The organism is Bacillus cereus group sp. BfR-BA-01310 (assembly GCF_022664325.1).
In the GTDB taxonomy this organism is placed as follows: Bacteria; Bacillota; Bacilli; order Bacillales; family Bacillaceae_G; genus Bacillus_A; species Bacillus_A paramycoides.
Genome location: NZ_JAKUHD010000002.1, coordinates 14,570 through 38,074, shown reverse-complemented (window position 1 = coordinate 38,074; position 23,505 = coordinate 14,570). Strand labels below are relative to the sequence as shown.

Here is a 23,505-nt window from a genome sequence, read left to right as displayed (position 1 = left end):
CCCAAAGAAATAATTCTTGAGGACGAGAGTTGTAATTTCGTGTTACATTATTGCGATAAATAAATTAAAAAATATCCTATCTCACTAACAGGAGACCCCGTCACAGCATCACTATAAGTTATTATAGAATCGTGCGAAGCTCCTAGTCTTTCTTCATTAAGCACTTGATATACAGCAATACAGTAAAATTTATCTCCCATAAAGGGAATTCCTAAAAATTAGTAAACGGTAAATATATATTCAATTCATCACTTAGAAATCCCTTTTCACATATTGAAAACTAAACTACCAGTTGGTACAAAAAAATGGCTACCGAAGCAGCCTTAGGTTGTTCAACTAATGCATGTGTTAAAGGAGATTGCATGATAAAATCCGTAACAAGTGTCGTATATGATTGGTACTGCTTTATAAAGTCTTGAAAAATTAGCCGTGGATAATAAACGATTTGATTTCTTCTTTATTGATGCTGATAAGGAGAATTATGAAAATTACTTAACGTACTGCATTGAACTTGCTAAGCCGGGTGCATTAATTGTTACAGATAATGTTTTAGCTGGTGGTAGTGTAGTAGATGAAAGTGCGGAACAAAAACGTTATACAGAAGTTATGAAGAAGTTTAATGAAGTAGTAGCAAAGCATCCAAATTTAGAATCCGTACTGATTCCAATTGGTGATGGGATGACTGTTTCTAGAGTGAAGAAATAATTATTATCTTACAAAAGTGTAATGTTCATGTCATGTTTTTGAATTTCTTCTTTAGAGCGAAGGCTTTAATATGACAATATAAGAAAACATATGAGGTGAAGGAATTGAAGAGATATATTGCACTTTTTAGTATTTTAGTTGTATTTGCAAGCCTTTTAGTTGGCTGTGATTTAAACCGCATGGGGAAAGATGAGTACTACGTTCAAATTACAGTAGATGGAAAAGAGTATAATGGTAAATCTGATAATGGTGAGCCATATAAAGATTACCAATATAAGCTAACTGGTTTTGATAAAGATGGTAAAGAAAAAGAATTAGAATTTAATGCACAAAAAAACCTTCGTAAAGAAGCATTTCTACGCGTATACTACTCAGATAAAAAAGGTGTAACGGCTTGGGAAGAAGTGAAGAAAGACGAGCTTCCTGCGAAAGTGAAAGAAAAATTAGGTGCGAAATAAAGAATGAGGAAAAGGAATTGACGAGCGTAGTCAATTCCTTTTTTCATTCTCAAAATCTTCTTCTGAAATGACTTTAAATCCATTTCTTTTAAATAAAGCTGTTGTTACCCCGTAACCAGTTTGTTTATTGCCGTTAAATTCTCCTGTGTAAATAGTAGAACTACCACAAGATGGACTACGCTCTTTTAAAATAATATATTCTGGATTTAAATCTTTTATTTGTTCTAATGCTTTATAAGCACCATGCACGAAAGCCTCCGTGACATCTTGTCCCTCCTTCGTCATCACTTTTGCTTTTCCATCTAAAACGTCATCGCCATTCCCACCAATAATTTCAGCTGAAGGACGAGGTGTCGGTAAGCCGCCCAATACTTCGGGACAAACAAGTATCGTATCTTCGCTTTGTAATAATTCCTCTATTTTTGAAACGAGATTGTCGTTGCCGTCATACCGACAAGCAATACCACCTAAACAAGCGCTAATTACAATCATATTTTCATCTCCAATAAAAAAATATTAAATATCACGCCAAATTCCATTTCTGTTTCCTACATATAGATGAGGTGATAAAAATGGGAAACTTATATAACTTAATGAAACCATATAGTGAATTTCGAAGTAAAGAGGAGTTTAATGCATATCAAAAACAACTTTTTAAATGCTATCAATTTCAACTAAATAAGACAGATTCTTTAGTTATTCATTTTTTAGGAAAGTATGCGGTTAATGAAAAGAACGAAACCGTTGGTGTTGCTTGTCCATTAATGGAGACGATTGCGACGAAAATCGGAAAGAGTATTCGTACTGTACGCCGTTCGATTGCAAAATTAGAAGAAATGGGAATTATAAAGCGTATTGCGACAAAAGAGAGACATAAGCGCGGCGGATATAGTGCTAACTTATATGTGTTTCTTAAATCTGCGATTGACCGTATGGATGTCCGCATGGAAATGTCCGCATGTGAAAGTGGTGATCGTACGGATGGCTGTAGTGGAAATGAGCAAAAAAATGAGAGGGAAACAATTCTTTCTAAAAACATTCCACAAATAAAAGAGAAAAGAGTAATAACGTACGAGCTTGATGAGACGTATTGTCGCCATGATATACCAAAGTCTTTTATATACGCACTTATACCGATGACGAGTCATCCGAAGAAGATTAATACACTTTGGAGTAAAGTAGAGCTTGCTTATAAAAAAAGCGGATTACTAGAGCAATGTGTTTTATTAGAGCAGATCTTAGCTGATGAAGAAGTGCATGGAAATTTAATTTGGCGGGTGAAAAGTGTTGTGAGGGCGTATAAGTACGGAGAAATTCGTAAAGATGTTGGAGCGCTTTTGTATAGTACGATGCGAGATTTATTTTTAGAAATTGGATTAGAATGGGGAGCGGCTTTGAGGCGGAGTAAGGGGATACCGTTATTCGATCCATTTAAAAAAGAGTCATGCGTATAATACATGACTCTCGGTGACTAATCGAATTTCCTTACAACTGGAACACGAATTGCTACAAATAGTACGAAGACGATAACGGCAATTGCACCGCTTTTCATAACTGTTACAATTGGAATGCCTATCCCAAGTGCAAGCGATGTAAATGCGTAAGAGAGCGGGATGAATCCCATTGATGAAAGCATGAGTAAACTCATAACGCGTCCCATCATTTCTTCTTTTACTGTTGATTGAATCATTGCCATAAGTGGAACGATAGCCATTGCAATTGTAATGCCGTAAAACATTCCAGCTAATAATGCTTGCCAGAGTACGGTGCTAAAGTTGATGGATAGGAAGAATACACCAGACAGTAGCATCATGATAATACAAAATAGCCCGCGTCTACGATTAATATTTTTTAATCCGACAATGACAGCGCCTATTGCCATCCCGCCACCAACAGCTGCTTCTAAGTAACTAAACTGGAGTGAGTCACCGTGCAGCACGTTTTTGACGAAGAGTGGGAAGCCTACTTGCATCGGACCGATTAAAAATAAGTTTAAAAAGGCGCTACAAATAAGGAAAGTTGAAAGAAATGGTGATTCTTTTACATATGAAATTCCCTCTTTAATAGAAGTAAACATGCCTTTATCTGCTTCAGTTTTTTCGGGCACTGTAAATTGTATTTTTTGAACGAGTATTGCGGCGATAATAAGTAGCAGGATTGTAATTGAAAAAATTGTTTCATAGTTCGTAAATTTAATGAGAATTCCGCCAAGTACAGGGCCCAAGATAACCGATCCTTGGTTTGTCATTTGTGTAAGTGAATTCGCTTGTGTTAAACGGCTTTTTTCTACGAGTTCAGGCAGAATAGATCCGTCTGCGGACCAGAAGAAAGCATCAGCAAGTCCGAAGAATAAAGCGAACAAAGCAAATGTATATAGTGTTACATCACCGACGATGAACCATGTGAGAATGGTTGCGACAAGAATAGCACGAATAATATTAGAGTAAAACATAATGTTCTTTTTCGGGAATTTATCAGCTACTGCGCCGCCGACAATCATAAAAACGAGCCTTGGGACACTAAGTGCCACGAAAACAATACCGAGTGAAGCCTCAAGATTTAATGTTTTTGCTATGTACCATGTTTGTGAAAAAGTAAAAAAGGCTAAAGCAAAACTTGAAAAGAGAGTAGCTGCCCAAAGAAAAAGGAAATTCGTATTTTTCAATAACGGCTTTCCGCTTCCTTCTAAAGCAGATTTATTTTGTTGTAGTTCCTCCATATTGCTTCCTTTCTATGTACCAATTTTAGACTAAAACCTATTAACAATCGTTTTATACAGTTTCTAATATTTCTATACTGCACTTTCTCATTGTAGACAATAATAATGAATTTGCCCAGTAGCTATTTAACGACAAAAAAAGATGCCGAAGGGCACCTTTTTTTAAGCTAATGCAATATAAATATCTACTTGTGCGTTATTTGGATCCATTGCTCTTTCGTCATAAAGCTCAAAGTCTGTTGTGAAAGCACGTTTGTTTTCTTTCGACCATTGCCAAATATATTCCCAAGCCTCACAAATAACTTCGGATACAGGGCCTTTTCTTGTTGTAAATACTGCATACGTTGCGGCAGGTATTGTTAAAGCTGTCATATTTTCAGGAACATCTTCTAATGAAGAAACGGGCATGCCAATTGTAAATTTGTATGTACCAGTTTCATCTGATTCATAGTTTGAATAGAAGGAACATGTTTCTTTTGTTTGTTGATTTGGAATGTGATGCATGATTTGTTCTTGGAAGTAGCGATCCCAAAGCTTTGGAATTTTTCCTTCAGTAGACGCCTCTTCTTCGTTTGTCGTCGTAATAGAAACGCCGATAGCCCGGAAAGCTTCTTTTTTTACGATAATAGGTTCTTTCATTGTAAAACCTCCTTTATCAAGTAAGGAACGTTTGTTCTGTTTTATTGTAACATATTTTTGGGAAAAAGTAGTGTTTTTTAGGAGAGAGTATGAAATGAGGGAGTGCTTTACTATTAGCAGTTTAAAGGACTGAGATAATTTGGATTAAGAATCTTTATAAGAAAGAAAAGAACTCCTTTCATACGTGAAAGGAGTTCTTTTTATTTCTATATTAAAACATACTTGAGCTATGCATTGGTTGAAGTTTTGCGTTTGGATCAAAGTAAGCTTTTGCGTTGTTTACTGCTGTCGGTGCTTCCCCGAAGCCACAAGCAATGAGTTTTACTTTTCCTTCATATGTACAAATGTCACCAGCAGCGTAAATGCCCGGAATATTTGTTTCCATTTTCGAATTCACGAGAATGCTGTTCTTTTGAATGTCTAAGCCCCAATTTTTAATTGGACCCAGAGAAGAAACGAAGCCGTAGTTTACGATTACGTCATCAACATCGATGATAACTTTTTCTTCTGTTTTTACGTGTTGAAGAACGACTTGCTCAATAGTGTCATCACCAATAAGTTCAATTGGAACATACGGTGTGCTTACTTCTGCGCGGGAATTTATTAAGTTTTCTACACTATGTTCATGTGCACGGAATTTATCACGGCGATGGACGATTGTAACTTTGTCTGCAATCGGTTCTAACATCATTGTCCAGTCTACTGCTGAGTCACCGCCGCCAAATACAACGACACGTTTTCCAGCAAATTTATTCATATCATCAACGAAATAATGTAAGTTTTTCTTATCGTATTTTGTTGCGCCTTCTAATTCTAAGCGGCGTGGTTGGAAAGCACCATTACCAGCAGTAATAATGACAGATTTAGAATAGTGAGTTTGTTTATTAGTAACAAGTTTAAATATGCCATCAGCTTGTTTCTCAAGCGTATCAACAGCTTCTTCTAAACAAACAGTTGGATCGAATTTCTTCATTTGTTCTTTTAAGTTATCAACTAACTCTTGTGCGCGTACTTTCGGGAATCCAGCTACATCATAAATGTATTTCTCAGGATATAGTGCGGATAATTGTCCACCAAGTTGAGGTAAGCTTTCAATAATTTTTACACTTGCTTGTCTCATTCCGCCATAAAATGCAGTGAATAGTCCTGTTGGGCCACCACCAATTATTGTTATGTCGTAAACTTTTTGATTTTCTGTCACTTTCATTCCCCCTATAGATGGAAAATTAATATTGATTTCATATATTGTTCATATGTACACGAAAATCCTGCAAATGATGATACTTTCAAAATAAATGATAGCATACTTCAGTTAATAATACTTCTGAAAACGACTGAATTATAAGTAAGTTTATGCATAGACGTTTTAGAATTGTATAAAATATAGCGAAAGGAAAATACATGAAAAAAAGGATGGAAAACCCTTGAAAACGCTATGTTATTTTAAAATATTGATAATTCCCCAGACGCTTGAATTCTAGAATAAAACCGACTAATATAGGGAAGTATTATGTTAATTTTCTATGACAAATTTCGTACGATTTTTTGACTGCGTTTTGTTACGATATAGAATGTGATAAATTCCACATTCTTGACAAATAGAGATTTTAGTACTTGGTATTATTTTTTCATTACTATTATATAAAGAAAAGGGTTGTGATTTGGTGAAGACTCCAAAAATCGTAGTTTTAGGTGCAGGTTATGGTGGGATGATTACGACTGTTCGTCTGCAAAAAACATTATCTGTAAGTGAAGCTGAAATTACGTTAGTAAACAACAACAGCTATCACTACCAAGCAACTTGGTTACATGAAAGTGCAGCTGGTACATTACAGGATGATAAAATCTGTCTAGATATTCAAGACGTTATCGATACAAATAAAGTAAACTTTGTACAAGATACAGTAGTAGAAATTAAAGCTGCTGAAAAACGTATTATCTTACAAAATGGTGAATTAGAGTATGATTACTTAGTAATCGGACTTGGTTTCGAATCAGAAACGTTCGGAATTAAAGGATTAAAAGAGCATGCATTCTCAATCACTAACATTAATGCAACTCGTCAAATTCGTGAGCATATGGAAGAAAAATTCGCTCAATATGCGACTGAAAAACGCGATGAGTTAATAACAATCGTTGTTGGTGGTGCTGGATTCACTGGTATCGAGTACGTAGGTGAGCTTGCAAATCGTATTCCTGAACTTTGCAAAAAGTACGATATTCCACGTGAAAAAGCACGCATCATCTGTGTAGAGGCTGCTCCAACGGCACTTCCTGGTTTTGATCCAGAACTAGTAGAATACGCTGTAAAACAACTTGAGAAAAAAGGTGTAGAATTCCGCATCGGTACAGCAATTAAAGAAGCAACTGAAGAAGGAATTATCGTTGCAAACGGTGATGATTCTGAACTTCTTAAATCTGAAACTGTAGTTTGGGCTGCAGGTGTTCGTGGTAACGGTATTGTAGAAGAGTCTGGATTTGAAGCAATGCGCGGACGTATTAAAGTGGATGAGTTTATGCATGCTCCAGGTCATGAAGATGTATTCATGGTTGGTGACGCAGCGTTAATCATCAATGAAGAGATTAACCGTCCATACCCACCAACAGCACAAATTGCAATTCAACAAGGTTATAACATCGCACACAACTTAACTGTATTAGTTCGTGGCAAAGGTGAAATGAAAAAATTCGCATTTGATAATAAAGGATCTGTATGTTCATTAGGTCATGACGATGCAATGGGCGTTGTTATGGGTAAAAAGTTAACAGGTTGGAAAGCTTCCTTCATGAAGAAAGTAATCGATAACCGTTACCTATTCTTACTTGGTGGACCTTTATTAGTTCTTAAAAAAGGTAAATTAAAGTTCTTTTAATATATAGTAGAAAAAGCAGAAACGGCTATGAGCTGTTTCTGCTTTTTTTTGTATAATACACGTTTCCGATATAGTAATAAAAAGAGGATGAAAAGAGAAAGAAAGACTGGTGCAATACTGTCTTCAAGGCTTGTTGTGTCATGAAATGGATGAATCCAATGTCTGAATCCGAAAATGAGTCCAGCTTGAAGGGAAGCGAAAGAAATTACATATAGAATAATTACGTTTCCAGAGAAAGAAAATGCAGATTCGCGAAGCCATTGTTTCGTTTTCTTCATATGTGCTTCTCCTTCCGTATAGTTCTTTATTAACGTTATATCAAAAATATGGAAGGGGATATTACTCTAAGAAAGGAAAAGTCACAGTGTATTTAAAAATATAGTATAATATATAAAAAAGAAAGAATATTCTGTCCGTTTTGATGGAGGAGGTTACGTCATGGGGAAGCGAGGGAAAGTGTGGTTAGCTGTCAGTGGCTTAGTAGCTACAAAAGATGGGAGATGGCTATTCGTTAAGAAGAAATATGGTGGATTGAAAGGGCAGTGGTCTTTACCAGCTGGTTTTGTTAATGAAGGTGAGACTGTTGATGAAGCTGTGAAACGTGAAATTTTAGAAGAGACGGGCATTGTTGCCCATGTAAAGGGGATTATCGGTATTCGTTCGGGTGTCATTCGTAATGAAATTAGCGATAATATGATTATTTTTCTTTTAGAGCCAGAGGGAGAAGACGTTATTGTACAGGAGAAAGAATTGTCGGAAGTAGCTTTTTTACGTCCAGAAAATATTGCAGATGATCAAAATACTTCTGTACTCATTAAATATTTATTAGAAGGAAGAGCAGAGTCGCATCTTGAGATGGATAAAACATTAAATCCAGGAGAGCAATTTGGTTACACGGCTTATCATGTGTTTACGGCGTATGCGAAGGAGAGGGAGAAGAAGTGAGTATACCGGTACTACTTATTTCAATGATGTTGTTCTTTATTTTGTTTTTTGGCATTGGATTTTTACTCAACATGATTTTGCGGGCTACATGGGTAATGGTTATTGTTTATCCAATTATTTGTATGCTTATTATTAATAAAGCAAGTGTATGGGATTATTTTTCAAAACCAAAAGAAACATTTTCTTCATTTGGAACGAGTGTATCGCATTTAGGACAAGCAGATATGTTTATTTTATCTACTGGATTAGTAGGAGCAGCTTTAGCGGGAGTTGTAATAAAGAAACTTCGGAAAAGTGGGTATCAAATGTTTTAATCCCCAATTTCATTGGGGATTTTCTTTTGCATATTTCTTTATCGTATAGGGAATGATTAACGATGAAGGAGTGTGGAATATAAAAATGTTAAAACGATATTGTATTCGCATTATGATGACTTGTTTACTTGCATTCGCATTATGCGTAACATGGAAGGCTTTCACAGGAGTTTCTTTATTAGAAATTATAAAATCATATGAAGAAACGAGTGCAAAAGAAGTACATGCAGCAGAAATTGAGAAAAAAGTTGCTCCGAGTAAAGAAGTGATAAATGCTTTAGAACAGGCAAATGACTGGTCTAAATATCGTGTTATAGAAATGACTGCAACCGGCTATACATCAGGTGTTGAGTCGACTGGTAAGAGGCCGGGGCATCCAGAGTATGGTATTACATATTCAGGTGTCAAAGCGAAAAGAGATTTATATTCTACGATAGCTGCTGATCTACGTGTATTCCCAATTGGAACAATTTTATTTGTACCAGGTTATGGATATGGAGTTGTAGCGGATAAAGGCGGCGCTATTAAAGGAAATAGGCTTGATTTGTATTACGATACGGTTCAAGATGTGTATAGTCAATGGGGCAAGAAAAAAGTAAACGTATATGTAGTGAAAGTCGGAGATGGCAAGTTTACAGAAGAACAGTTAACGATGTTAAACCAAGATGAAACGATGCAGGTGTTTCGTGGTCAATATTTAAAACAAAGATAGTCTAGTGGCAATAACACTAGACTTTTTTTCTTGTCTTATTTTACCATAGAATATATTGGAGGTAGATTTATATGAGATGATAGAAGTTAGAATTATCGCATTTTATCGAAAATACAGTTATAATAGACGTAGAGAAATTTAGGGGGTCTAAACATGTTCCAAGTACAAAAAGAATTAGCAAGTCATGAAGCAGTAATTGTTGCTTTATTTGAAGAAGATAAAACGAGTAGTTTTGTACAAGAGCTGGACAAAGCGTTTGAGGGACAATTACAAGTTTTATTAGAAGAAAAAGAACTTTCTACTAAGAAGAAAGCCATTTCAAAAGTACATAGCTTAGGAAAAACAAATGTTAAACGTTATTATTTTGTTGGTTTAGGTAAGAAAGAGTCATACACAACAGAAACGTTACGTGCAGCTCTTAGTAAAGCATTTAAATCGTTACAAGTGGCAAAAGTACAAGATGCAGCAATCTTACTTGATTCTTTCGTAACGGAGAAATTAGACGCGATTGATGTGGCTCATATTGCATCTGAAGTATATTGCCTTGGCACATACGGATTACAAACATATAAAACGGATAAAAAAGAAAGTGTAGAGCTAGAAAAGCTTACTGCTATTACAGCAGAAGATGCGCAAGAAATTGAAGCAGCATTAACAGTTGGATATGTGCATGGACGTGCAACGAATTCAGCTCGTACACTTGTGAACATGCCGCCAAACGTATTAACAGCGACAAAGCTTGCTGAGTATGCAGTTGAGTTAGCTGAAAAATACGATATGGACTATAAAGTTCTTGAGAAAGAAGAGATGGAAGAGCTTGGTATGGGTGCATTACTTGCAGTAAACCAAGGTTCTACAGAGCCACCAAAAATGATCGCTCTTATTTATAAAGGAAAAGAAGAGTGGACGGATGTAATTGGATTCGTTGGAAAAGGGATTACATATGATACAGGCGGTTACTCTTTAAAACCTCGTGAAGGCATGGTTGGTATGAAGGGAGATATGGGTGGTGCAGCAGCAGTTCTTGGTGCGATGGAAATCATCGGTGAACTTCGCCCTGAGCAAAATGTAATTGCTGTGATTCCATCAACTGATAATGTTGTAAGTGGTACAGCATTTAAGCCAGATGATGTTATTACATCTATGAACGGAAAAACAATTGAAGTATTAAATACGGATGCAGAAGGTCGTCTAGCATTAGCTGATGGCATTACGTATGCGAAGAAACTTGGTGCAAATTACCTTGTTGATGTTGCAACGTTAACAGGTGGTGTAATTGTTGCACTTGGAAATCATACAACGGGTGCAATGACGAACGATGAAGAGTTGTTTGAACAAGTGTTAGAAGCATCAATGGAAACGGATGAGCCGATTTGGCAATTACCGATTTTTGAGCGTGATAAAGAACGTGTTCGAAACAGTAAATTTGCTGATCTAAATAACTCACCAGGTCGTGAAGGACATGCGGTTATGGCAGGTACATTCTTAGGTGAATTTGCAGAAGAGACACCATGGGTGCACTTAGACATCGCTGGAACATCTGAAACAACAGGTGCACATGATTTAGGCCCGGCTGGAGCAACAGGTGCGATGGTTCGTACACTTGCAACACTTGTTGAACGTTTCGGAGAAGAATAAATTTTGAAGAAAAGGCTGTCTCAAATTTTTGGGACAGTTTTTTCTATTGATACGGTACATTTTTAGGTAAGTCGATATAATTTCATTTACTATTGTACTGTTCAAAAAAATGTTACATAGTGAAAGGCATGTTTTATAAAGAACACATACGTAAGGCTCCATTTAAAGGAAATGAAGTATGACTGTTATTAACATAAGTGCATCACTTTTTTCTGATAAACCAATTCTATCTCTGTGACGTGTTCCTAGCTCATGGTCAACTTAATGGAAGAATAGTAGTAGCAGAGACAATATGGTTATCTTTAATGAGAATAGTACTATCATGAAGGGGAGTATCTGGATAAAAAATGATTCAAGTAACGGGCGGTTAAATGAACATTTAATGTAGTTTCAGCTGTGTTTTTTAGAAATACCATTATAGATGAGAGAACCCTTTATTGTTATTTAATAGCTGATTTTCAATGTTAAATTTATATGTTATAATCTTTCCTGTACTAGAAAGAAATAACAATTGAATAGGGAGGGACGGAAGAGAGTGAAAGGAATAGAAGCTCTCTTATTATTATGAGAGAAGGAACTTTATCTCAACAGAATATAGTTGTATTGTTTTTTAAACAGTTGCGCCCGAAGCAATGGACTAAAAACTTGCTTGTATTTGCAGCGCTAGTCTTTTCTATAAAACAAGTATCTTTAACTATGGTAGCACAAGCTGCAATTTGTTTTGCGTTATTTTGTGCGATATCTGGCTGTGTCTATATTTTAAATGATTTTATGGATATTGAGGCGGATCGACAACACCCTGTTAAACGATATCGACCGATGGCATCGGGTGCTTTAAATCCGTATTTTGCTATTACTGCAGGCTGCGTTATTTTAGTAGCGTCTTTAGTAGTTTCATATGTATTAAACCCATTATTGTGTTTAGTGTTAGCTGTATATTTCACTTTAAATGTAGCGTATTCAATTCGTCTAAAGCATGTTGTAATAATTGATATTTTAATTATTGCAGCTGGATTTGTTTTACGGGCATTAGCCGGGGGATTAGTCATTCAAGTGCCATTTACACCATGGTTTTTATTATGCACATTATTACTGTCACTATTCTTGGCTATTAATAAAAGAAGACATGAATTAGTGTTGTTACAGGCTAATAAAGGTTCTCATAGAAAAGTATTAGAAAGTTACTCTCCTGCTTTATTAGATCAATTAAGTACAATTGTTACATCAGCAACAATCGTTACTTACGCTATTTTTACTTTTAATGCAGGGAAAAGTATCTATTTAATGTGGACAATCCCATTTGTAATTTACGGGATCTTTCGTTATTTATATTTAGTTCACATGGAAGATAAAGGTGGAGAACCTGATAAAGTTTTATTAGAGGATCAGCATATTCTAATAACAGTGTTGTTATACGCGATAACAGTTATTATTATACTATTGAACTTTTAATTACTCTATTCGGGTTTGTTAAAACGTTTAAGAAGAGTGTCTTAAACGTTTTTTATTTGGAATAAAAACAGTTAAGGAGTATAGAGATGCAACAATTTTTAATGATTATGTTATCAGTTTGTATGGGAGTCGTAGGACAAATTTTATTAAAGTTTGGTGCAATGAAATCGCAAAATTCAGCGGCTTTAGGTATTATGAATTTTGTTAATTTACCAAACTTTTTTGGATTAGCTTTTTACGGTTTAAGTGCATTATTATGGATGATTGTACTGAGAAAGGTTGATCTAAGTTATGCCTATCCAATGGTGAGCTTCGGATATGTATTTGTTATTATTGCGTCAGCACTATTATTTGGTGAAACTATCAATTTCATGAAAATTGCTGGAATGGTATTTATAGTGGTTGGAATTTTATTTATTGCAAAATCATAGGAGGTAAAGCAATGGGAACATATTTATATTGTGTACTTCCATTTATAGCTTGGGTAGCTTCGGGAGTATTGAAATTTTTAGTGAATTATCTTCGTTCTGGAAAAGATGCTTTTCGTTTAGTTGGAAACGGTGGATTTCCTAGTACACATACAACGATTTTATCAAGTATGGTCATGACAATAGGGTTTCATGAAGGTTTTAATACACCGATGTTTGGAATAGGAATGGCGATTTTAACAATTGTTATCATTGATGCCACAGGACTTCGACGTACAGTTGGTAAACATGCAAAAATGTTGAATAAACATATTAGTTCGGAAGAAGAGAAATTAAGAGAGCGCCAAGGACATCATTGGCATGAGATTTTTGGTGGATTGATGTTAGGAACAGTTATTGGGTATGTAGCACATTTAATTATGGTATTTTTACCTTAGAGAGGAGAAGAAGTATTGAATATTTGGAATGGTTATAAAGGAAAGGGAATATTAGCCCTTGTCCTTTTCGTTTTTTATTGTTCATTTTATTCTTTTATCGGTTGGAAAATGGAAAACGACTCTAAGATTTTAACAGCTTCCTGGTATGATATGTATTTTTCTTTTGATCAGGGTTATTATATTTTAAGTTTTTTCTTGTCTAAACTACCGATTGCAGATGAAGTGTTGTTTCGACATCCATTTTTAAATTTTATAACTGAGGGAATAGCAACAGTGCTATCGTCACTAGGTGTAAAAAATGTAGTGCAAGGTATTATATTTTTTCAAGCGTTCTTAAGTACGGTAAGTGTAGTTATGATTTACATGTTATGCTGTAAAATTTGTAAGAACACAATTGTTTCTTTCCTACTAGCGGTCATGTACGGATTTTCAGCTACTCTGTTAGTTATTACGTGGACACCAGAATCTTTTGTCTATGCAAATTTCACATTGGTACTTATGTGCTTTGTGTGCTATCCATTCATTACAGGAGAAAAAGAAGCGAAAACGGGATTCAGCATTGCTAATATGTTATTGGCAATAGGAATATCGGGGGTTACATTAACTAATTCGTTTATGTGGTTTTTAGGTAGTGTAATGAGTTATAAAACAATAAAGAAAAGGGTCATTTGGACTGGTATTTCGATCGTTGTGGTCGTTTTGCTCTTCGTATTAGTAATTATAGAAAATAATATATCACTTATTGATGTGATCAATACTAATATTAAATTTACAGGGAATCAAGGTTTTTCAGAGGAATATGTAGGGTCTAAGTATATACTAGTATTTCATTTGTTATTGGGATCTTCATTCATCTTTGGACCGTTTTCGGAGGTTACTTTAAGACAAGGTGAGCAATTTGCGCAATTAAATATGCTCCCATCGCATACTATAATGGGTTGGATTGCGATTGTATCTGTGTATGCTTCTCTAATGGTAGTTGTCTGGAGGAATTTTAGAAAAGAACCTTTCGTAAGGTTTTTAAGTTTATGTTTATTATTTAATATTGTTTTACACGGAATTGTTGGTTTCGGAGCATCTGAAGCATTTATTTATGGCGCGCATATGGTATTTACAATACCTTTATTATTGGCATATGGCTTTAAAGTGATGAGACGTATAAAAGTAGTTGCTCTATGTGTGATATTGATATTAATAATGATAAATAATTTTGATAGTATGTTATATTTCTATCATTTTGCAGTCTCGAATTATTCTTTATAATAAAATAGATTTTTAATAAAAGGGTACTTTAGATAGGATTTCTAAAGTACCTTTTTTACTATTTCTTAAAAATAGATATAAAACAAAAGTCCGAAGTATCACAGAGCAGAAAAATATAATCGTCATGAAAGAGGTCTGAACATGTTTCAAGTACAAAAAAATTAGCAATTTATGAAGTGGGAATTGTTGCACTTAAAACATTGCTGAAATATTTGAAATGATAGGAACACATGATTTAGGACCAGCTGGAGCAATAGTACATACATTTGCAATACTTGATGAGCATTTTATAGAAGAATAACTTTTCTTATTGATACGGTATACCTATTTGTTAGTAAGTCGATATAACTTCATTTACTATTGTACAGTTCAAAAAAGGTGCTAAATGGTGAAAGACCTTTCTTATAAAGAAATCGTATATAAGGTCCCATTTAAAGCAAATGAAGTACGGCCCGTTTCTTCAGAGACAACTAATATAAGTGCATCACTTTTTTCTGATAAGCCAATTGCAGCTCTGTGGCGTGTCCCAAGCTCAGAATCAATCTCTGTACTTGTTGTTAACGGAAGAATATTAGCAGCTGAGACAATATGATTATTTTTAATAAGAACGGCTCCGTCATGAAGAGGATTACCTGGATAAAAAATCGATTCGAGTAGTGGAGCGGTTAAGTGTGCGTTTAGTGTCGTTCCAGTTTGAATGAAAGAATCAAGAATATCGTTTCGTTCCACAACAATAAGAGCACCGTGTTTTCGGGTGCTTAAATGTTGAACAGCTGTTGTGATAAAATGCGAACTTTCCGTATAAGGTGATAAGTATGCTTGAATATAATATGTAGCCGCTAACGTCTGTACGTTCGTTAACATATGATGAATATCTTCCATTTTACATAAAATACATTCATCTTCTTTATCGATTGCTTGTCTCATATTTGATAATTCTTTTTCGGCAATTTCGATCATCTGCTTTGTTTTTATTTTGAGCTCTTCTGACAAGCCCCATTCATGCATAATCCTCATTCCCTTTGGTGGAGTATTTAACCATAGTGTATACAAATATTTATAGTAAAATCCTGCTAGAGTTTAAAAAATATTGAGATACAGGTTGTTTTTTTCATATAATGAAGTTATGACACGTGAGAGGGGATAGAAGGATGAATTGGAAACAAGAATTTAGTCGATGGCTTTCATATGCAGAATTAGATGTAGAATTAAAAGAACAGCTAGAAAAAATGAGACAAGATGAGAAGAAGATTGAAGATAGCTTCTATAAAAACTTAGAGTTTGGTACAGGTGGTATGCGCGGTGAACTTGGTGCTGGTACGAATCGTTTAAATGTATATACAGTTCGTAAAGCAACAAAAGGATTAGCAGTATTTATTGAAAAATTAGGTGAAGAAGCGAAAAAACGCGGTGTTGTTGTAGCGTATGATTCTCGTCATAAATCACCTGAATTTGCAATGGAAGTAGCTGCTACACTTGGTGCACACGGTATTACAACATATGTATTTGAAAGCTTACGTCCAACGCCAGTGCTTTCTTTCGCAGTTCGTCATTTACATACAGTAAGTGGAATCGTTCTTACGGCGAGTCATAATCCACCTGAATATAACGGTTATAAAGTATATGGTGAAGATGGTGGGCAGTTGCCTCCAAAAGAAGCTGATGAGTTAATTAGCTACGTAAATGCAGTGAAAGATGAATTAACAGTTGAAGTTGCTGATGTGGAGCAATTAAAAGCTGACGGTTTATTACATATAATTGGACAAGAAGTAGATGATGCATATGCAGCAGAATTGAACAATGTCATTATTAATAAAGAAATGGTACAAAAAGTTGGTAAAGATTTAAAAATCGTCTTTACTCCCTTACACGGAACGTCAAATATTTCTGTACGCCGTGGCCTAGAAGAAGTTGGATTTACAGATGTAACGGTTGTGAAAGAGCAAGAGTTACCAGATCCAAACTTCTCTACAGTAAAATCGCCGAATCCAGAAGAGCATGCAGCGTTTGAGTATGCAATCCGTGACGGTGAAAAAGTTGGCGCAGACGTGTTAATCGCAACTGATCCTGACGCAGACCGTCTAGGCGTAGCAGTTCGTAATCACGATGGTGAGTTCCAAGTATTAACTGGTAACCAAACAGGTGCATTAATGCTCGATTACTTATTATCACAAAAGAAAGAAAATGGAACTCTTCCGGCAAACGGTGTTGTGCTAAAAACAATCGTAACGTCTGAAATTGGCCGCACAATCGCAAAAGCATACGGTTTGGATACAGTTGATACGTTAACTGGATTTAAATTTATCGGTGAGAAAATTAAACAGTATGAAGAAAGTGGACAATATGAATTCCAATTCGGTTATGAGGAAAGCTATGGTTATTTAATTCGTCCATTCTGCCGTGATAAAGATGCGGTACAATCTGTCTTATTTGCATGTGAAGTAGCTGCATACTACAAAGCGCAAGGAAAAACGTTATATGATGGTCTATTAGAAGTATTCGAGAAGTATGGTTTCTTCCGTGAAGATCTTGTATCGTTAACGTTAAAAGGAAAAGACGGTGCGGAACAGATTCAAGAGATGATGGCAACATTCCGTGAAAATCCTCCGAAAGAAGTAGCTGGCTTCACAGTCGTTGCGGTTGAGGATTATAAGGCAAGCATTATTACAACTTTACAAGATGGAAATAAGGAAGAGATTCACTTACCGAAATCAAATGTGTTAAAATATAAATTAGAAGATGGTTCTTGGTTCTGCTTACGTCCATCTGGCACAGAGCCAAAAATTAAATTCTACTTTGGTGTACAAGATGATTCCTTACAAAATAGTGAACAAAAGTTACTTACTATTAAAGAAGATATTATGAATCGTTTATAATAGAATAGAGTGCTACTGATAGGAAAAGAGGAGAACGGAGAACGACCTCCTCTTTTCTTATAGTTTTGTATGATGTAGAGGATTATTAAGAGTTGATGTTATAAATTTGCACCTTACTAAGAGAATTAGAATGAAAAGCGAGGGTATTTGTCATGAAAAAAGTGAGAAAAGCAATTATCCCGGCAGCGGGATTAGGAACACGCTTTTTACCAGCAACAAAAGCAATGCCAAAAGAAATGTTACCGATAGTAGATAAACCAACTATCCAATACATTGTAGAAGAAGCAGTGAAATCAGGAATCGAAGATATTATTATCGTTACTGGTAAAACAAAGCGCTCTATCGAAGATCATTTTGATAACGCATTTGAACTAGAGCAAAACTTATTAGAGAAGAAAAAATATGAACTACTTGAGAAAGTGCAAGCTTCTTCTAAAATGGTAGATATTCATTATATCCGTCAAAAAGAACCGAAAGGGCTAGGACATGCTGTTTGGTGTGCACGTAAATTCATCGGTGATGAGCCATTTGCAGTATTATTAGGTGATGATATTGTTCAAGCTGAAACACCATGTTTACGTCAATTAATGGACGAGTATGACAAAACACTTTCTTCTGTTATTGGTGTACAAACTGTTCCTGAGGCAGAAACACATCGCTACGGAATTATCGATCCGTTAGAGCAAGAGGGACGTCGTTATCAAGTTCGTAATTTCGTTGAAAAACCAGCGCAAGGTACTGCACCTTCAAACTTAGCGATCATGGGACGTTACGTTTTAACTCCTGAAATCTTTATGTTCTTGGAACAGCAACAAGTTGGAGCGGGTGGCGAAATTCAGTTAACGGATGCAATTCAAAGCTTAAATGAAATTCAACGTGTATTTGCGTATGATTTCGAAGGAAAGCGTTATGACGTTGGTGAAAAATTAGGATTTGTTCAAACAACAATTGAAATGGCATTGCAGCACGAAGAATTACGTGATGATATGCTTGTCATGATGAAGAAAATTTTAGATGAGCAAACGAAGCAAGAGTCTTAATATAATAAAAAGGAGTTGTTCCTATGGGAACAACTCCTTTTTATTATGAAATCGTCGAATGAGAATGTTGATAGGCTGAACGGCGTACAGCATAGTATATGCGAGGTGCGATAATAGCACCGATAATAGTAAATGCAATATCTTTTACTGCAAACCACATCATAATCATCCAAGCGGCTTTATAACTCATATTACCGCCCATGAAAATATTGACCGCCCCGTACATATAAGTAGTACCGATAATATACGTTAAAATGATTCCGGCGAAAGAAGCAATTGCAAAGGTGCTGAATGTTGGTCTTTCTTTTCGTTCCACTAGTTTTCCTGATACGTAAGCAACGATAATAAATGCGATAATAAAACCACCAGTAGGATCTAAAAGTGCTCCAAATCCAGCCTTGAAGTTAGCGAAAATTGGCGCACCTGCTAATCCAACAAGCATATAAACAGTCATTGATAATGCCCCAAGTCTACTTCCAAGAAGAAGCCCTGCTAAAATTGCGAAAAATGGTTGCATAGATAATGGAACGCCCGCTATTTGTAGGAATGGTGCCCAAGATACAATATTTGCACCAATAGCCATAAGAGCGACGAACATGGCAGCCAATGCTAGATCTAAAACATGAAATCTCCTCATATTGTTAACCTCCTGTTGTGTTTAGGTTAACAATATCGTAGCGAAAATATTTACTTGTTGTCAATCAAAATATTTTGATAAGAAGACTTTAAATAGTCTCTCAGCAATGTATATGGAATACGAAATTGCGGGATTCCGCTTGAATAAGGAGCAATTTCATATAAAGGGAAGTAAATAACGAGATTATCTGGTTCTAAAAAGTAGTGGAACTTTTTAGCGCTCATTACCTTTTCGGCAGCGTCAGGAAAATAAATGCTTTCATTTTGTTTAATTTGTCTTACAATCTCTGTACGAATTGTTTCTTTATATTTCTCCTCTTGTTGAAATAGATCGTCTAAGTGTAATAATTTTTTTTCGTTTAAATCAAATGTATTTGCTTTCCACGTATAAAGTCCGTGCGCTCCTCCTGTATATTGATAGTAATTCACATATAGGCTGAGAAAAGGTGGTTTGTTTAAAGCTACTTTATAGTCAACATTTGCAACGTATGGATGGAAAGGTGTGCTAGATCCTTCTGTTTCTTTATAATATTTCTTCGCTTCTTTCTCTAACTTACTTTTAAATTTATCAGTAGAATTTTTGTAATAGGAATTCAGCTTATTTTGAAATTGTGAATCAGAAAAATTGTGAAAAGAAGGCCTATTAATTTGATATTCTATATAAGGTTTCTTCCCTTTTTGCGTTACAGTCTTAACATCAATTGTCAGGTTAGATGCTTTGGCTGGATGCGTACAATTTGGTACAATAGTCAGCAAGGAGAATATAAGCAGTAGTATACAAAATTTTTGTTTCATTTAGGTGAAACCTCCTTATATAAGTGTTATAGGTAGTTTGAAAGTAAATAGGTAAAAATATACATTTAATTAAAAGTGAGAGAAGGGGGGAAACGATATGTCAAAAACTTTAATGGATTCGCTTGGAATTGAGTTGTTAGAAATGACAGAAGATAAGGTAGTTGCTACGATGCCGGTGGATGGACGCACGCATCAGCCGTTTGGCTTTTTACATGGCGGTGCATCTGTTGCTTTAGCAGAAACTGTGGCAAGTGTTGGTTCATACAATTTAATTGATCAAGAAAAATGTATTTGTTTCGGATTAGAAATTAACGCAAACCATATTCGTTCAAAGCAAGATGGAATTGTAACAGCGATCGGAACACCGATACATAGAGGACAAACAACGATGGTTTGGGATATTCGTATCATTGATGAAAATGACGATTTATTATGTATTTCAAGATGTACAGTAGCAATTAAAGAAAAACGTGAAAAATAGAAAAGAGGCGGCTCTTATGAGCTGCCTCTTTTTTATAATTAGAACTGGATTTTCTTCTCTAAGAAACCTTTTAGTTCGCTAATTGGCATACGAACTTGTTCCATTGTGTCACGGTCACGTACTGTAACAGCTTTGTCTTCAACTGAGTCGAAGTCATATGTGATACAGAATGGTGTACCGATTTCGTCTTGACGACGGTAACGTTTACCGATAGAACCAGTTTCGTCAAAGTCTACCATGAAGTCTTTAGCTAGTTCTGCGAATACTTCAGTAGCACCTTCAGATAGCTTTTTAGATAATGGTAAGATCGCTGCTTTGTATGGTGCTAAAGCAGGGTGGAAACGAAGAACTGTACGAGAATCATTTTCTAATTGCTCTTCTTCATATGCATCACATAAGAATGCTAATGTTACACGGTCTGCACCTAGAGATGGCTCGATGCAATATGGTACGTAACGCTCATTCGTTTGTGGATCAATATAGTTAAAGTCTTCGTTAGAGTGTTCCATGTGACGTTTTAAATCGAAATCTGTACGAGATGCAACGCCCCAAAGTTCGCCCCAACCGAATGGGAATCTGAATTCAATATCAGTTGTTGCATTACTGTAGTGAGATAACTCTTCTTCACCGTGGTCACGAAGACGCATGCTTTCTTCAGTCATACCAAGTGAAAGTAACCAGTTTTTACAAGTTTCACGCCAGAATGCGAACCACTCTAAATCTTCACCAGGTTTACAGAAGAATTCAAGTTCCATTTGTTCGAATTCACGTGTACGGAATGTGAAGTTACCAGGTGTAATTTCGTTACGGAAACTTTTACCGATTTGGCCAATACCAAATGGAAGTTTCTTACGCATAGAGCGTTGTACGTTTTTAAAGTTTACGAAAATACCTTGTGCTGTTTCAGGACGAAGGAAGATTTCGTTTGTGCTAGACTCTGTAACACCTTGGAATGTTTTGAACATTAAGTTGAACTGACGGATTTCCGTGAATTCTTGACTACCGCAATCTGGGCATTTTACTTCATGTTCTTTCATTAAGTCAGCCATTTGGTCGAAAGTAAGACCGTCAACGACCATTTCGATGCCTTTTGCATCTAATGCATCTTCAATTAATTTGTCAGCACGGTGACGAGCTTTACATTTTTTACAGTCGATCATTGGGTCATTAAAGTTACCAACGTGACCAGAAGCGATCCAAGTTTTTGGGTTCATTAAGATAGCAGCATCTAACCCAACGTTGTATGGAGATTCTTGAATGAATTTTTTCCACCAAGCTTTTTTAACGTTATTTTTTAATTCGATTCCAAGTGGACCGTAATCCCAAGTGTTTGCAAGACCACCGTAAATTTCAGAACCAGGGAAAACAAAACCGCGATGTTTCGCTAAGTTTACAACTTGTTCCATTGAATACATAATAAAATCCTCCTTTTGAAAGTTAACGTATTGGCGATGACGTGATGGGTACTTGTGAAACGAGCTATTTCCGCCTCACATTTTGAATGAGCCGCTTCTGCTTTTAAATTAAATACAAAAAAGCTCGTCTCTAGGCAATTCTGCCTAGGGACGAGCTTGTATATACCCGCGGTTCCACCCTAGTTGATGCGCATTTCGCACATCCACTTTCATCACGTATTGCTCGAGACTGCCGTTTCCTTGCGGTTTCAGGCTTTCACTATCCCTGAATCGCTTTTGTGCAAGTACTTATAAGTCCGTCATCGCTACTTATATTAATAATAATGAACATATTCTATCACGTTCTTTTTTAAATCACAATAGAGGAACGTGCCTATCTATGATAGAGTCTCGCCTATTTTTTCGTTATTTATTCCGTAAGTTTGTTTAATGTGCTTAATTGCTTCACGTTTACTTAACGGAGCGAGTTTGTTAGTTTGAACGTATTCCCAAACTACATCAGGCCTTGTTTTTGCGTATTCACGAAGGACCCAGCCGATCGCTTTTTGAATGAAAAATTCTTTTGATGAGTTCAGTTGTCCGATAGTCCAGAAAAGGAGTTCTTCATCCATCTTTTGTTTATATTTCAGCTGGAATAAAATAGCGGCACGTTGTAGCCATATGTTTTCTGATGCAATCCATTTTGGAATATATGCGGAAATTAATTCTGGATGTTTTAAAAAGATGTCACCTAAAAATGTAGGGACGATGCCGTCGACAGTATCCCACCAAGATTTTGTAACAATAAGCTCTTCTAAAAAGGGGATATGAGTTTCATTTATATGTTTTCTATATTTTTGTAGTATGTCGAGTGCGGCAGCTTGAAATTCACGTTCTGGTAAGTCCCAAAGCTCACGTACGATAATTTGAAAGTCCTTTTTATCTGGGAGAGTATGTATTTGAATGACGTCTTTCAATAATTGTCTTCGCTCGGGAGTTTGAATACCGAGAAAGGGGAAGTGATTTTTCATATAACGTGCCATCGGTTCTGCTTTTTCAGGATTTTTATGAGCTGTAAAATGCTCTTGTAATGCTTTTACAAATGGATGCATAAGTACGTTCTCCTCTCTTATTGTCTTTCTCATATTATTATACAGAGAGTTTGGATGAATTTTAAAACATAACTTGTAGGTTAATGAAATATGTTGAGAAGAGAGAGGAGAGGATAAGATGGAAGATCAAGGCGTACTAGCAGGTTTCTTTGCTCTTAGTTTTGCGTTTATTATTGTCGTTTTACTTTGGATCATTATTTCGTATTTGTTAACGGCTTTTGCACTTTATACGATGGCGAAAAATGATGGTGCAACTGATGGTGTTCTTGCGTTTATTCCTTTTTTAAATAGTAAGACGTGGGGGGACTTAGCGAAAGATAAATTGCCGGATTTCTTGAAAGAAGAAGCAGGATGGAAAGTATTCGGCATATATGTCGCATGCTTTATTTTTAATTATGTACCAATTATAAGTTTGCTAGCAATGGCTGTGTCGATTGTGCTGTCTATTTATCTCATCTACGCTATTTTAGATAGATACGGAACGAATGCCATACTATTTACTATCATTCATACAATTACATTTTCGGTGTTCTTGCCGATTCATTTATTCATTATTCGAAATGAGCCGGTGAGGTATAACGAGTAGAT

The 23,505-nt window shown here is 35.8% G+C and carries 25 protein-coding genes and 2 pseudogenes; 16 read left to right on the top strand and 11 right to left on the bottom strand.

The annotated features are described in order from the left end of the window. Positions 1–378 precede the first annotated feature (378 nt). Positions 379–705: pseudogene (locus MR109_RS05240) on the top strand (O-methyltransferase); the annotation flags it as partial. Between the two features lie 104 nt (positions 706–809). Then, a complete protein-coding gene (locus MR109_RS05235; RefSeq protein WP_242271231.1) occupies positions 810–1,163 on the top strand; it encodes a YxeA family protein in 354 nt (117 codons plus the stop codon). A gap of 30 nt (positions 1,164–1,193) precedes the next feature. Here MR109_RS05235 and MR109_RS05230 read toward each other — a convergent pair whose 3' ends face one another. Continuing rightward, positions 1,194–1,655 (bottom strand): 2-thiouracil desulfurase family protein, encoded by a 462-nt coding sequence (locus MR109_RS05230; RefSeq protein ID WP_002174020.1) that lies wholly within the window; start codon positions 1,653–1,655, stop codon positions 1,194–1,196. A gap of 80 nt (positions 1,656–1,735) precedes the next feature. Between MR109_RS05230 and MR109_RS05225 the strand changes: the two genes are divergently transcribed. Then, positions 1,736–2,617, top strand: a complete 882-nt coding sequence (locus MR109_RS05225) for a helix-turn-helix domain-containing protein (protein WP_242271230.1) — start codon at positions 1,736–1,738, stop codon at positions 2,615–2,617. Positions 2,618–2,634: 17 nt separating this feature from the next. On the opposite strand, the gene MR109_RS05220 is transcribed toward MR109_RS05225, so the two are convergent. The 3 genes from MR109_RS05220 to MR109_RS05210 form a co-directional block, all read right to left on the bottom strand. Then, positions 2,635–3,882 (bottom strand): MFS transporter, encoded by a 1,248-nt coding sequence (locus MR109_RS05220; RefSeq protein WP_048375318.1) that lies wholly within the window; start codon positions 3,880–3,882, stop codon positions 2,635–2,637. Between the two features lie 162 nt (positions 3,883–4,044). Next, the gene (locus MR109_RS05215; RefSeq protein ID WP_048375316.1) at positions 4,045–4,521 is read right to left on the bottom strand and encodes a GyrI-like domain-containing protein; all 477 of its coding nucleotides are present in this window, start codon (positions 4,519–4,521) and stop codon (positions 4,045–4,047) included. A 211-nt stretch (positions 4,522–4,732) separates the two neighbouring features. Beyond that, positions 4,733–5,722, bottom strand: coding sequence for an NAD(P)/FAD-dependent oxidoreductase (locus MR109_RS05210; RefSeq protein WP_025149563.1), 990 nt, complete (start codon positions 5,720–5,722; stop codon positions 4,733–4,735). A 463-nt stretch (positions 5,723–6,185) separates the two neighbouring features. On the opposite strand from MR109_RS05210, the gene MR109_RS05205 reads away from it, so the two are divergent. Then, positions 6,186–7,394, top strand: coding sequence for an NAD(P)/FAD-dependent oxidoreductase (locus tag MR109_RS05205; RefSeq protein WP_002174015.1), 1,209 nt, complete (start codon positions 6,186–6,188; stop codon positions 7,392–7,394). On the opposite strand, the gene MR109_RS05200 is transcribed toward MR109_RS05205, so the two are convergent. Then, the gene (locus MR109_RS05200) at positions 7,391–7,672 is read right to left on the bottom strand and encodes a hypothetical protein (protein ID WP_242271229.1); all 282 of its coding nucleotides are present in this window, start codon (positions 7,670–7,672) and stop codon (positions 7,391–7,393) included. The genes MR109_RS05205 and MR109_RS05200 overlap by 4 nt on opposite strands. 160 nt (positions 7,673–7,832) lie before the next feature. On the opposite strand from MR109_RS05200, the gene MR109_RS05195 reads away from it, so the two are divergent. From MR109_RS05195 to pepA, 4 genes are all read left to right on the top strand, one after another. After that, positions 7,833–8,339, top strand: coding sequence for an NUDIX hydrolase (locus MR109_RS05195; protein ID WP_025149562.1), 507 nt, complete (start codon positions 7,833–7,835; stop codon positions 8,337–8,339). Further along, positions 8,336–8,653, top strand: a complete 318-nt coding sequence (locus MR109_RS05190) for a YuiB family protein (protein ID WP_002174012.1) — start codon at positions 8,336–8,338, stop codon at positions 8,651–8,653. Before MR109_RS05195 ends, MR109_RS05190 begins: the two co-directional genes overlap by 4 nt. Before the next feature lie 85 nt (positions 8,654–8,738). Further along, complete coding sequence (locus MR109_RS05185) at positions 8,739–9,365, top strand: 3D domain-containing protein (protein WP_002174011.1); 627 nt, start codon at positions 8,739–8,741, stop codon at positions 9,363–9,365. Between the two features lie 153 nt (positions 9,366–9,518). Beyond that, complete coding sequence (pepA, locus tag MR109_RS05180; protein WP_242271228.1) at positions 9,519–11,003, top strand: cytosol aminopeptidase; 1,485 nt, start codon at positions 9,519–9,521, stop codon at positions 11,001–11,003. A gap of 133 nt (positions 11,004–11,136) precedes the next feature. On the opposite strand, the pseudogene MR109_RS30365 reads toward pepA, so the two are convergent. Further along, positions 11,137–11,392: pseudogene (locus MR109_RS30365) on the bottom strand (diadenylate cyclase); the annotation flags it as partial. 175 nt (positions 11,393–11,567) lie between these two features. On the opposite strand from MR109_RS30365, the gene MR109_RS05170 reads away from it, so the two are divergent. The 4 genes from MR109_RS05170 to MR109_RS05155 all read left to right on the top strand — a co-directional run bounded on the left by MR109_RS05170 (position 11,568) and on the right by MR109_RS05155 (position 14,583). Beyond that, on the top strand, positions 11,568–12,455 hold the full coding sequence (locus MR109_RS05170) for a decaprenyl-phosphate phosphoribosyltransferase (protein ID WP_088033435.1): 888 nt from the start codon (positions 11,568–11,570) through the stop codon (positions 12,453–12,455). An 86-nt stretch (positions 12,456–12,541) separates the two neighbouring features. Next, positions 12,542–12,886: an SMR family transporter gene (locus MR109_RS05165; RefSeq protein WP_178941059.1), complete on the top strand. Its 345-nt coding sequence runs from the start codon at positions 12,542–12,544 to the stop codon at positions 12,884–12,886. An 11-nt stretch (positions 12,887–12,897) separates the two neighbouring features. Beyond that, positions 12,898–13,320 (top strand): divergent PAP2 family protein, encoded by a 423-nt coding sequence (locus MR109_RS05160; RefSeq protein ID WP_033714045.1) that lies wholly within the window; start codon positions 12,898–12,900, stop codon positions 13,318–13,320. 15 nt (positions 13,321–13,335) lie between these two features. Continuing rightward, on the top strand, positions 13,336–14,583 hold the full coding sequence (locus tag MR109_RS05155; RefSeq protein WP_242271227.1) for a DUF6080 domain-containing protein: 1,248 nt from the start codon (positions 13,336–13,338) through the stop codon (positions 14,581–14,583). A 402-nt stretch (positions 14,584–14,985) separates the two neighbouring features. Here MR109_RS05155 and cdaS read toward each other — a convergent pair whose 3' ends face one another. After that, positions 14,986–15,591, bottom strand: a complete 606-nt coding sequence (gene cdaS, locus MR109_RS05150) for a sporulation-specific diadenylate cyclase CdaS (RefSeq protein ID WP_178941061.1) — start codon at positions 15,589–15,591, stop codon at positions 14,986–14,988. 143 nt (positions 15,592–15,734) lie between these two features. On the opposite strand from cdaS, the gene MR109_RS05145 reads away from it, so the two are divergent. Further along, complete coding sequence (locus tag MR109_RS05145; protein WP_242271226.1) at positions 15,735–17,459, top strand: phospho-sugar mutase; 1,725 nt, start codon at positions 15,735–15,737, stop codon at positions 17,457–17,459. Between the two features lie 152 nt (positions 17,460–17,611). After that, positions 17,612–18,499 carry a UTP--glucose-1-phosphate uridylyltransferase GalU gene (gene galU, locus MR109_RS05140; protein WP_048375303.1) on the top strand — a complete coding sequence of 296 codons (888 nt, stop codon included), beginning with the start codon at positions 17,612–17,614 and terminating at the stop codon, positions 18,497–18,499. A gap of 43 nt (positions 18,500–18,542) precedes the next feature. On the opposite strand, the gene MR109_RS05135 is transcribed toward galU, so the two are convergent. Together MR109_RS05135 and MR109_RS05130 are read right to left on the bottom strand one after the other, a co-directional pair. Continuing rightward, positions 18,543–19,136 carry a biotin transporter BioY gene (locus tag MR109_RS05135; RefSeq protein WP_071718331.1) on the bottom strand — a complete coding sequence of 198 codons (594 nt, stop codon included), beginning with the start codon at positions 19,134–19,136 and terminating at the stop codon, positions 18,543–18,545. 50 nt (positions 19,137–19,186) lie between these two features. Continuing rightward, positions 19,187–19,930 (bottom strand): DUF3298 and DUF4163 domain-containing protein, encoded by a 744-nt coding sequence (locus MR109_RS05130; RefSeq protein WP_242271225.1) that lies wholly within the window; start codon positions 19,928–19,930, stop codon positions 19,187–19,189. A 97-nt stretch (positions 19,931–20,027) separates the two neighbouring features. Here MR109_RS05130 and MR109_RS05125 point away from each other — a divergent pair, with 97 nt between their 5' ends. Then, positions 20,028–20,411 carry a hotdog fold thioesterase gene (locus tag MR109_RS05125; RefSeq protein ID WP_002174004.1) on the top strand — a complete coding sequence of 128 codons (384 nt, stop codon included), beginning with the start codon at positions 20,028–20,030 and terminating at the stop codon, positions 20,409–20,411. A gap of 38 nt (positions 20,412–20,449) precedes the next feature. On the opposite strand, the gene MR109_RS05120 is transcribed toward MR109_RS05125, so the two are convergent. Continuing rightward, positions 20,450–21,826, bottom strand: coding sequence for a glycine--tRNA ligase (locus MR109_RS05120; protein WP_000287156.1), 1,377 nt, complete (start codon positions 21,824–21,826; stop codon positions 20,450–20,452). Between the two features lie 377 nt (positions 21,827–22,203). Next, the gene (locus tag MR109_RS05115; RefSeq protein ID WP_242271224.1) at positions 22,204–22,917 is read right to left on the bottom strand and encodes a DNA alkylation repair protein; all 714 of its coding nucleotides are present in this window, start codon (positions 22,915–22,917) and stop codon (positions 22,204–22,206) included. Positions 22,918–23,035: 118 nt separating this feature from the next. Between MR109_RS05115 and MR109_RS05110 the strand changes: the two genes are divergently transcribed. Then, positions 23,036–23,503 (top strand): hypothetical protein, encoded by a 468-nt coding sequence (locus MR109_RS05110; RefSeq protein WP_048375293.1) that lies wholly within the window; start codon positions 23,036–23,038, stop codon positions 23,501–23,503. Positions 23,504–23,505 lie beyond the last annotated feature (2 nt).

Bases quoted from the DNA above. Each gene is read 5' to 3' on its own strand.
- MR109_RS05230 (WP_002174020.1), bottom strand. From the start codon at position 1,655: ATGATTGTAATTAGCGCTTGTTTAGGTGGTATTGCTTGTCGGTATGAC.
- MR109_RS05225 (WP_242271230.1), top strand. From the start codon at position 1,736: ATGGGAAACTTATATAACTTAATGAAACCATATAGTGAATTTCGAAGT.
- MR109_RS05220 (WP_048375318.1), bottom strand. From the start codon at position 3,882: ATGGAGGAACTACAACAAAATAAATCTGCTTTAGAAGGAAGCGGAAAG.
- MR109_RS05215 (WP_048375316.1), bottom strand. From the start codon at position 4,521: ATGAAAGAACCTATTATCGTAAAAAAAGAAGCTTTCCGGGCTATCGGC.
- MR109_RS05200 (WP_242271229.1), bottom strand. From the start codon at position 7,672: ATGAAGAAAACGAAACAATGGCTTCGCGAATCTGCATTTTCTTTCTCT.
- MR109_RS05195 (WP_025149562.1), top strand. From the start codon at position 7,833: ATGGGGAAGCGAGGGAAAGTGTGGTTAGCTGTCAGTGGCTTAGTAGCT.
- MR109_RS05185 (WP_002174011.1), top strand. From the start codon at position 8,739: ATGTTAAAACGATATTGTATTCGCATTATGATGACTTGTTTACTTGCA.
- pepA (WP_242271228.1), top strand. From the start codon at position 9,519: ATGTTCCAAGTACAAAAAGAATTAGCAAGTCATGAAGCAGTAATTGTT.
- MR109_RS05170 (WP_088033435.1), top strand. From the start codon at position 11,568: ATGAGAGAAGGAACTTTATCTCAACAGAATATAGTTGTATTGTTTTTT.
- MR109_RS05165 (WP_178941059.1), top strand. From the start codon at position 12,542: ATGCAACAATTTTTAATGATTATGTTATCAGTTTGTATGGGAGTCGTA.
- MR109_RS05160 (WP_033714045.1), top strand. From the start codon at position 12,898: ATGGGAACATATTTATATTGTGTACTTCCATTTATAGCTTGGGTAGCT.
- cdaS (WP_178941061.1), bottom strand. From the start codon at position 15,591: ATGCATGAATGGGGCTTGTCAGAAGAGCTCAAAATAAAAACAAAGCAG.
- MR109_RS05145 (WP_242271226.1), top strand. From the start codon at position 15,735: ATGAATTGGAAACAAGAATTTAGTCGATGGCTTTCATATGCAGAATTA.
- galU (WP_048375303.1), top strand. From the start codon at position 17,612: ATGAAAAAAGTGAGAAAAGCAATTATCCCGGCAGCGGGATTAGGAACA.
- MR109_RS05135 (WP_071718331.1), bottom strand. From the start codon at position 19,136: ATGAGGAGATTTCATGTTTTAGATCTAGCATTGGCTGCCATGTTCGTC.
- MR109_RS05130 (WP_242271225.1), bottom strand. From the start codon at position 19,930: ATGAAACAAAAATTTTGTATACTACTGCTTATATTCTCCTTGCTGACT.
- MR109_RS05125 (WP_002174004.1), top strand. From the start codon at position 20,028: ATGTCAAAAACTTTAATGGATTCGCTTGGAATTGAGTTGTTAGAAATG.
- MR109_RS05120 (WP_000287156.1), bottom strand. From the start codon at position 21,826: ATGTATTCAATGGAACAAGTTGTAAACTTAGCGAAACATCGCGGTTTT.
- MR109_RS05115 (WP_242271224.1), bottom strand. From the start codon at position 22,917: ATGCATCCATTTGTAAAAGCATTACAAGAGCATTTTACAGCTCATAAA.
- MR109_RS05110 (WP_048375293.1), top strand. From the start codon at position 23,036: ATGGAAGATCAAGGCGTACTAGCAGGTTTCTTTGCTCTTAGTTTTGCG.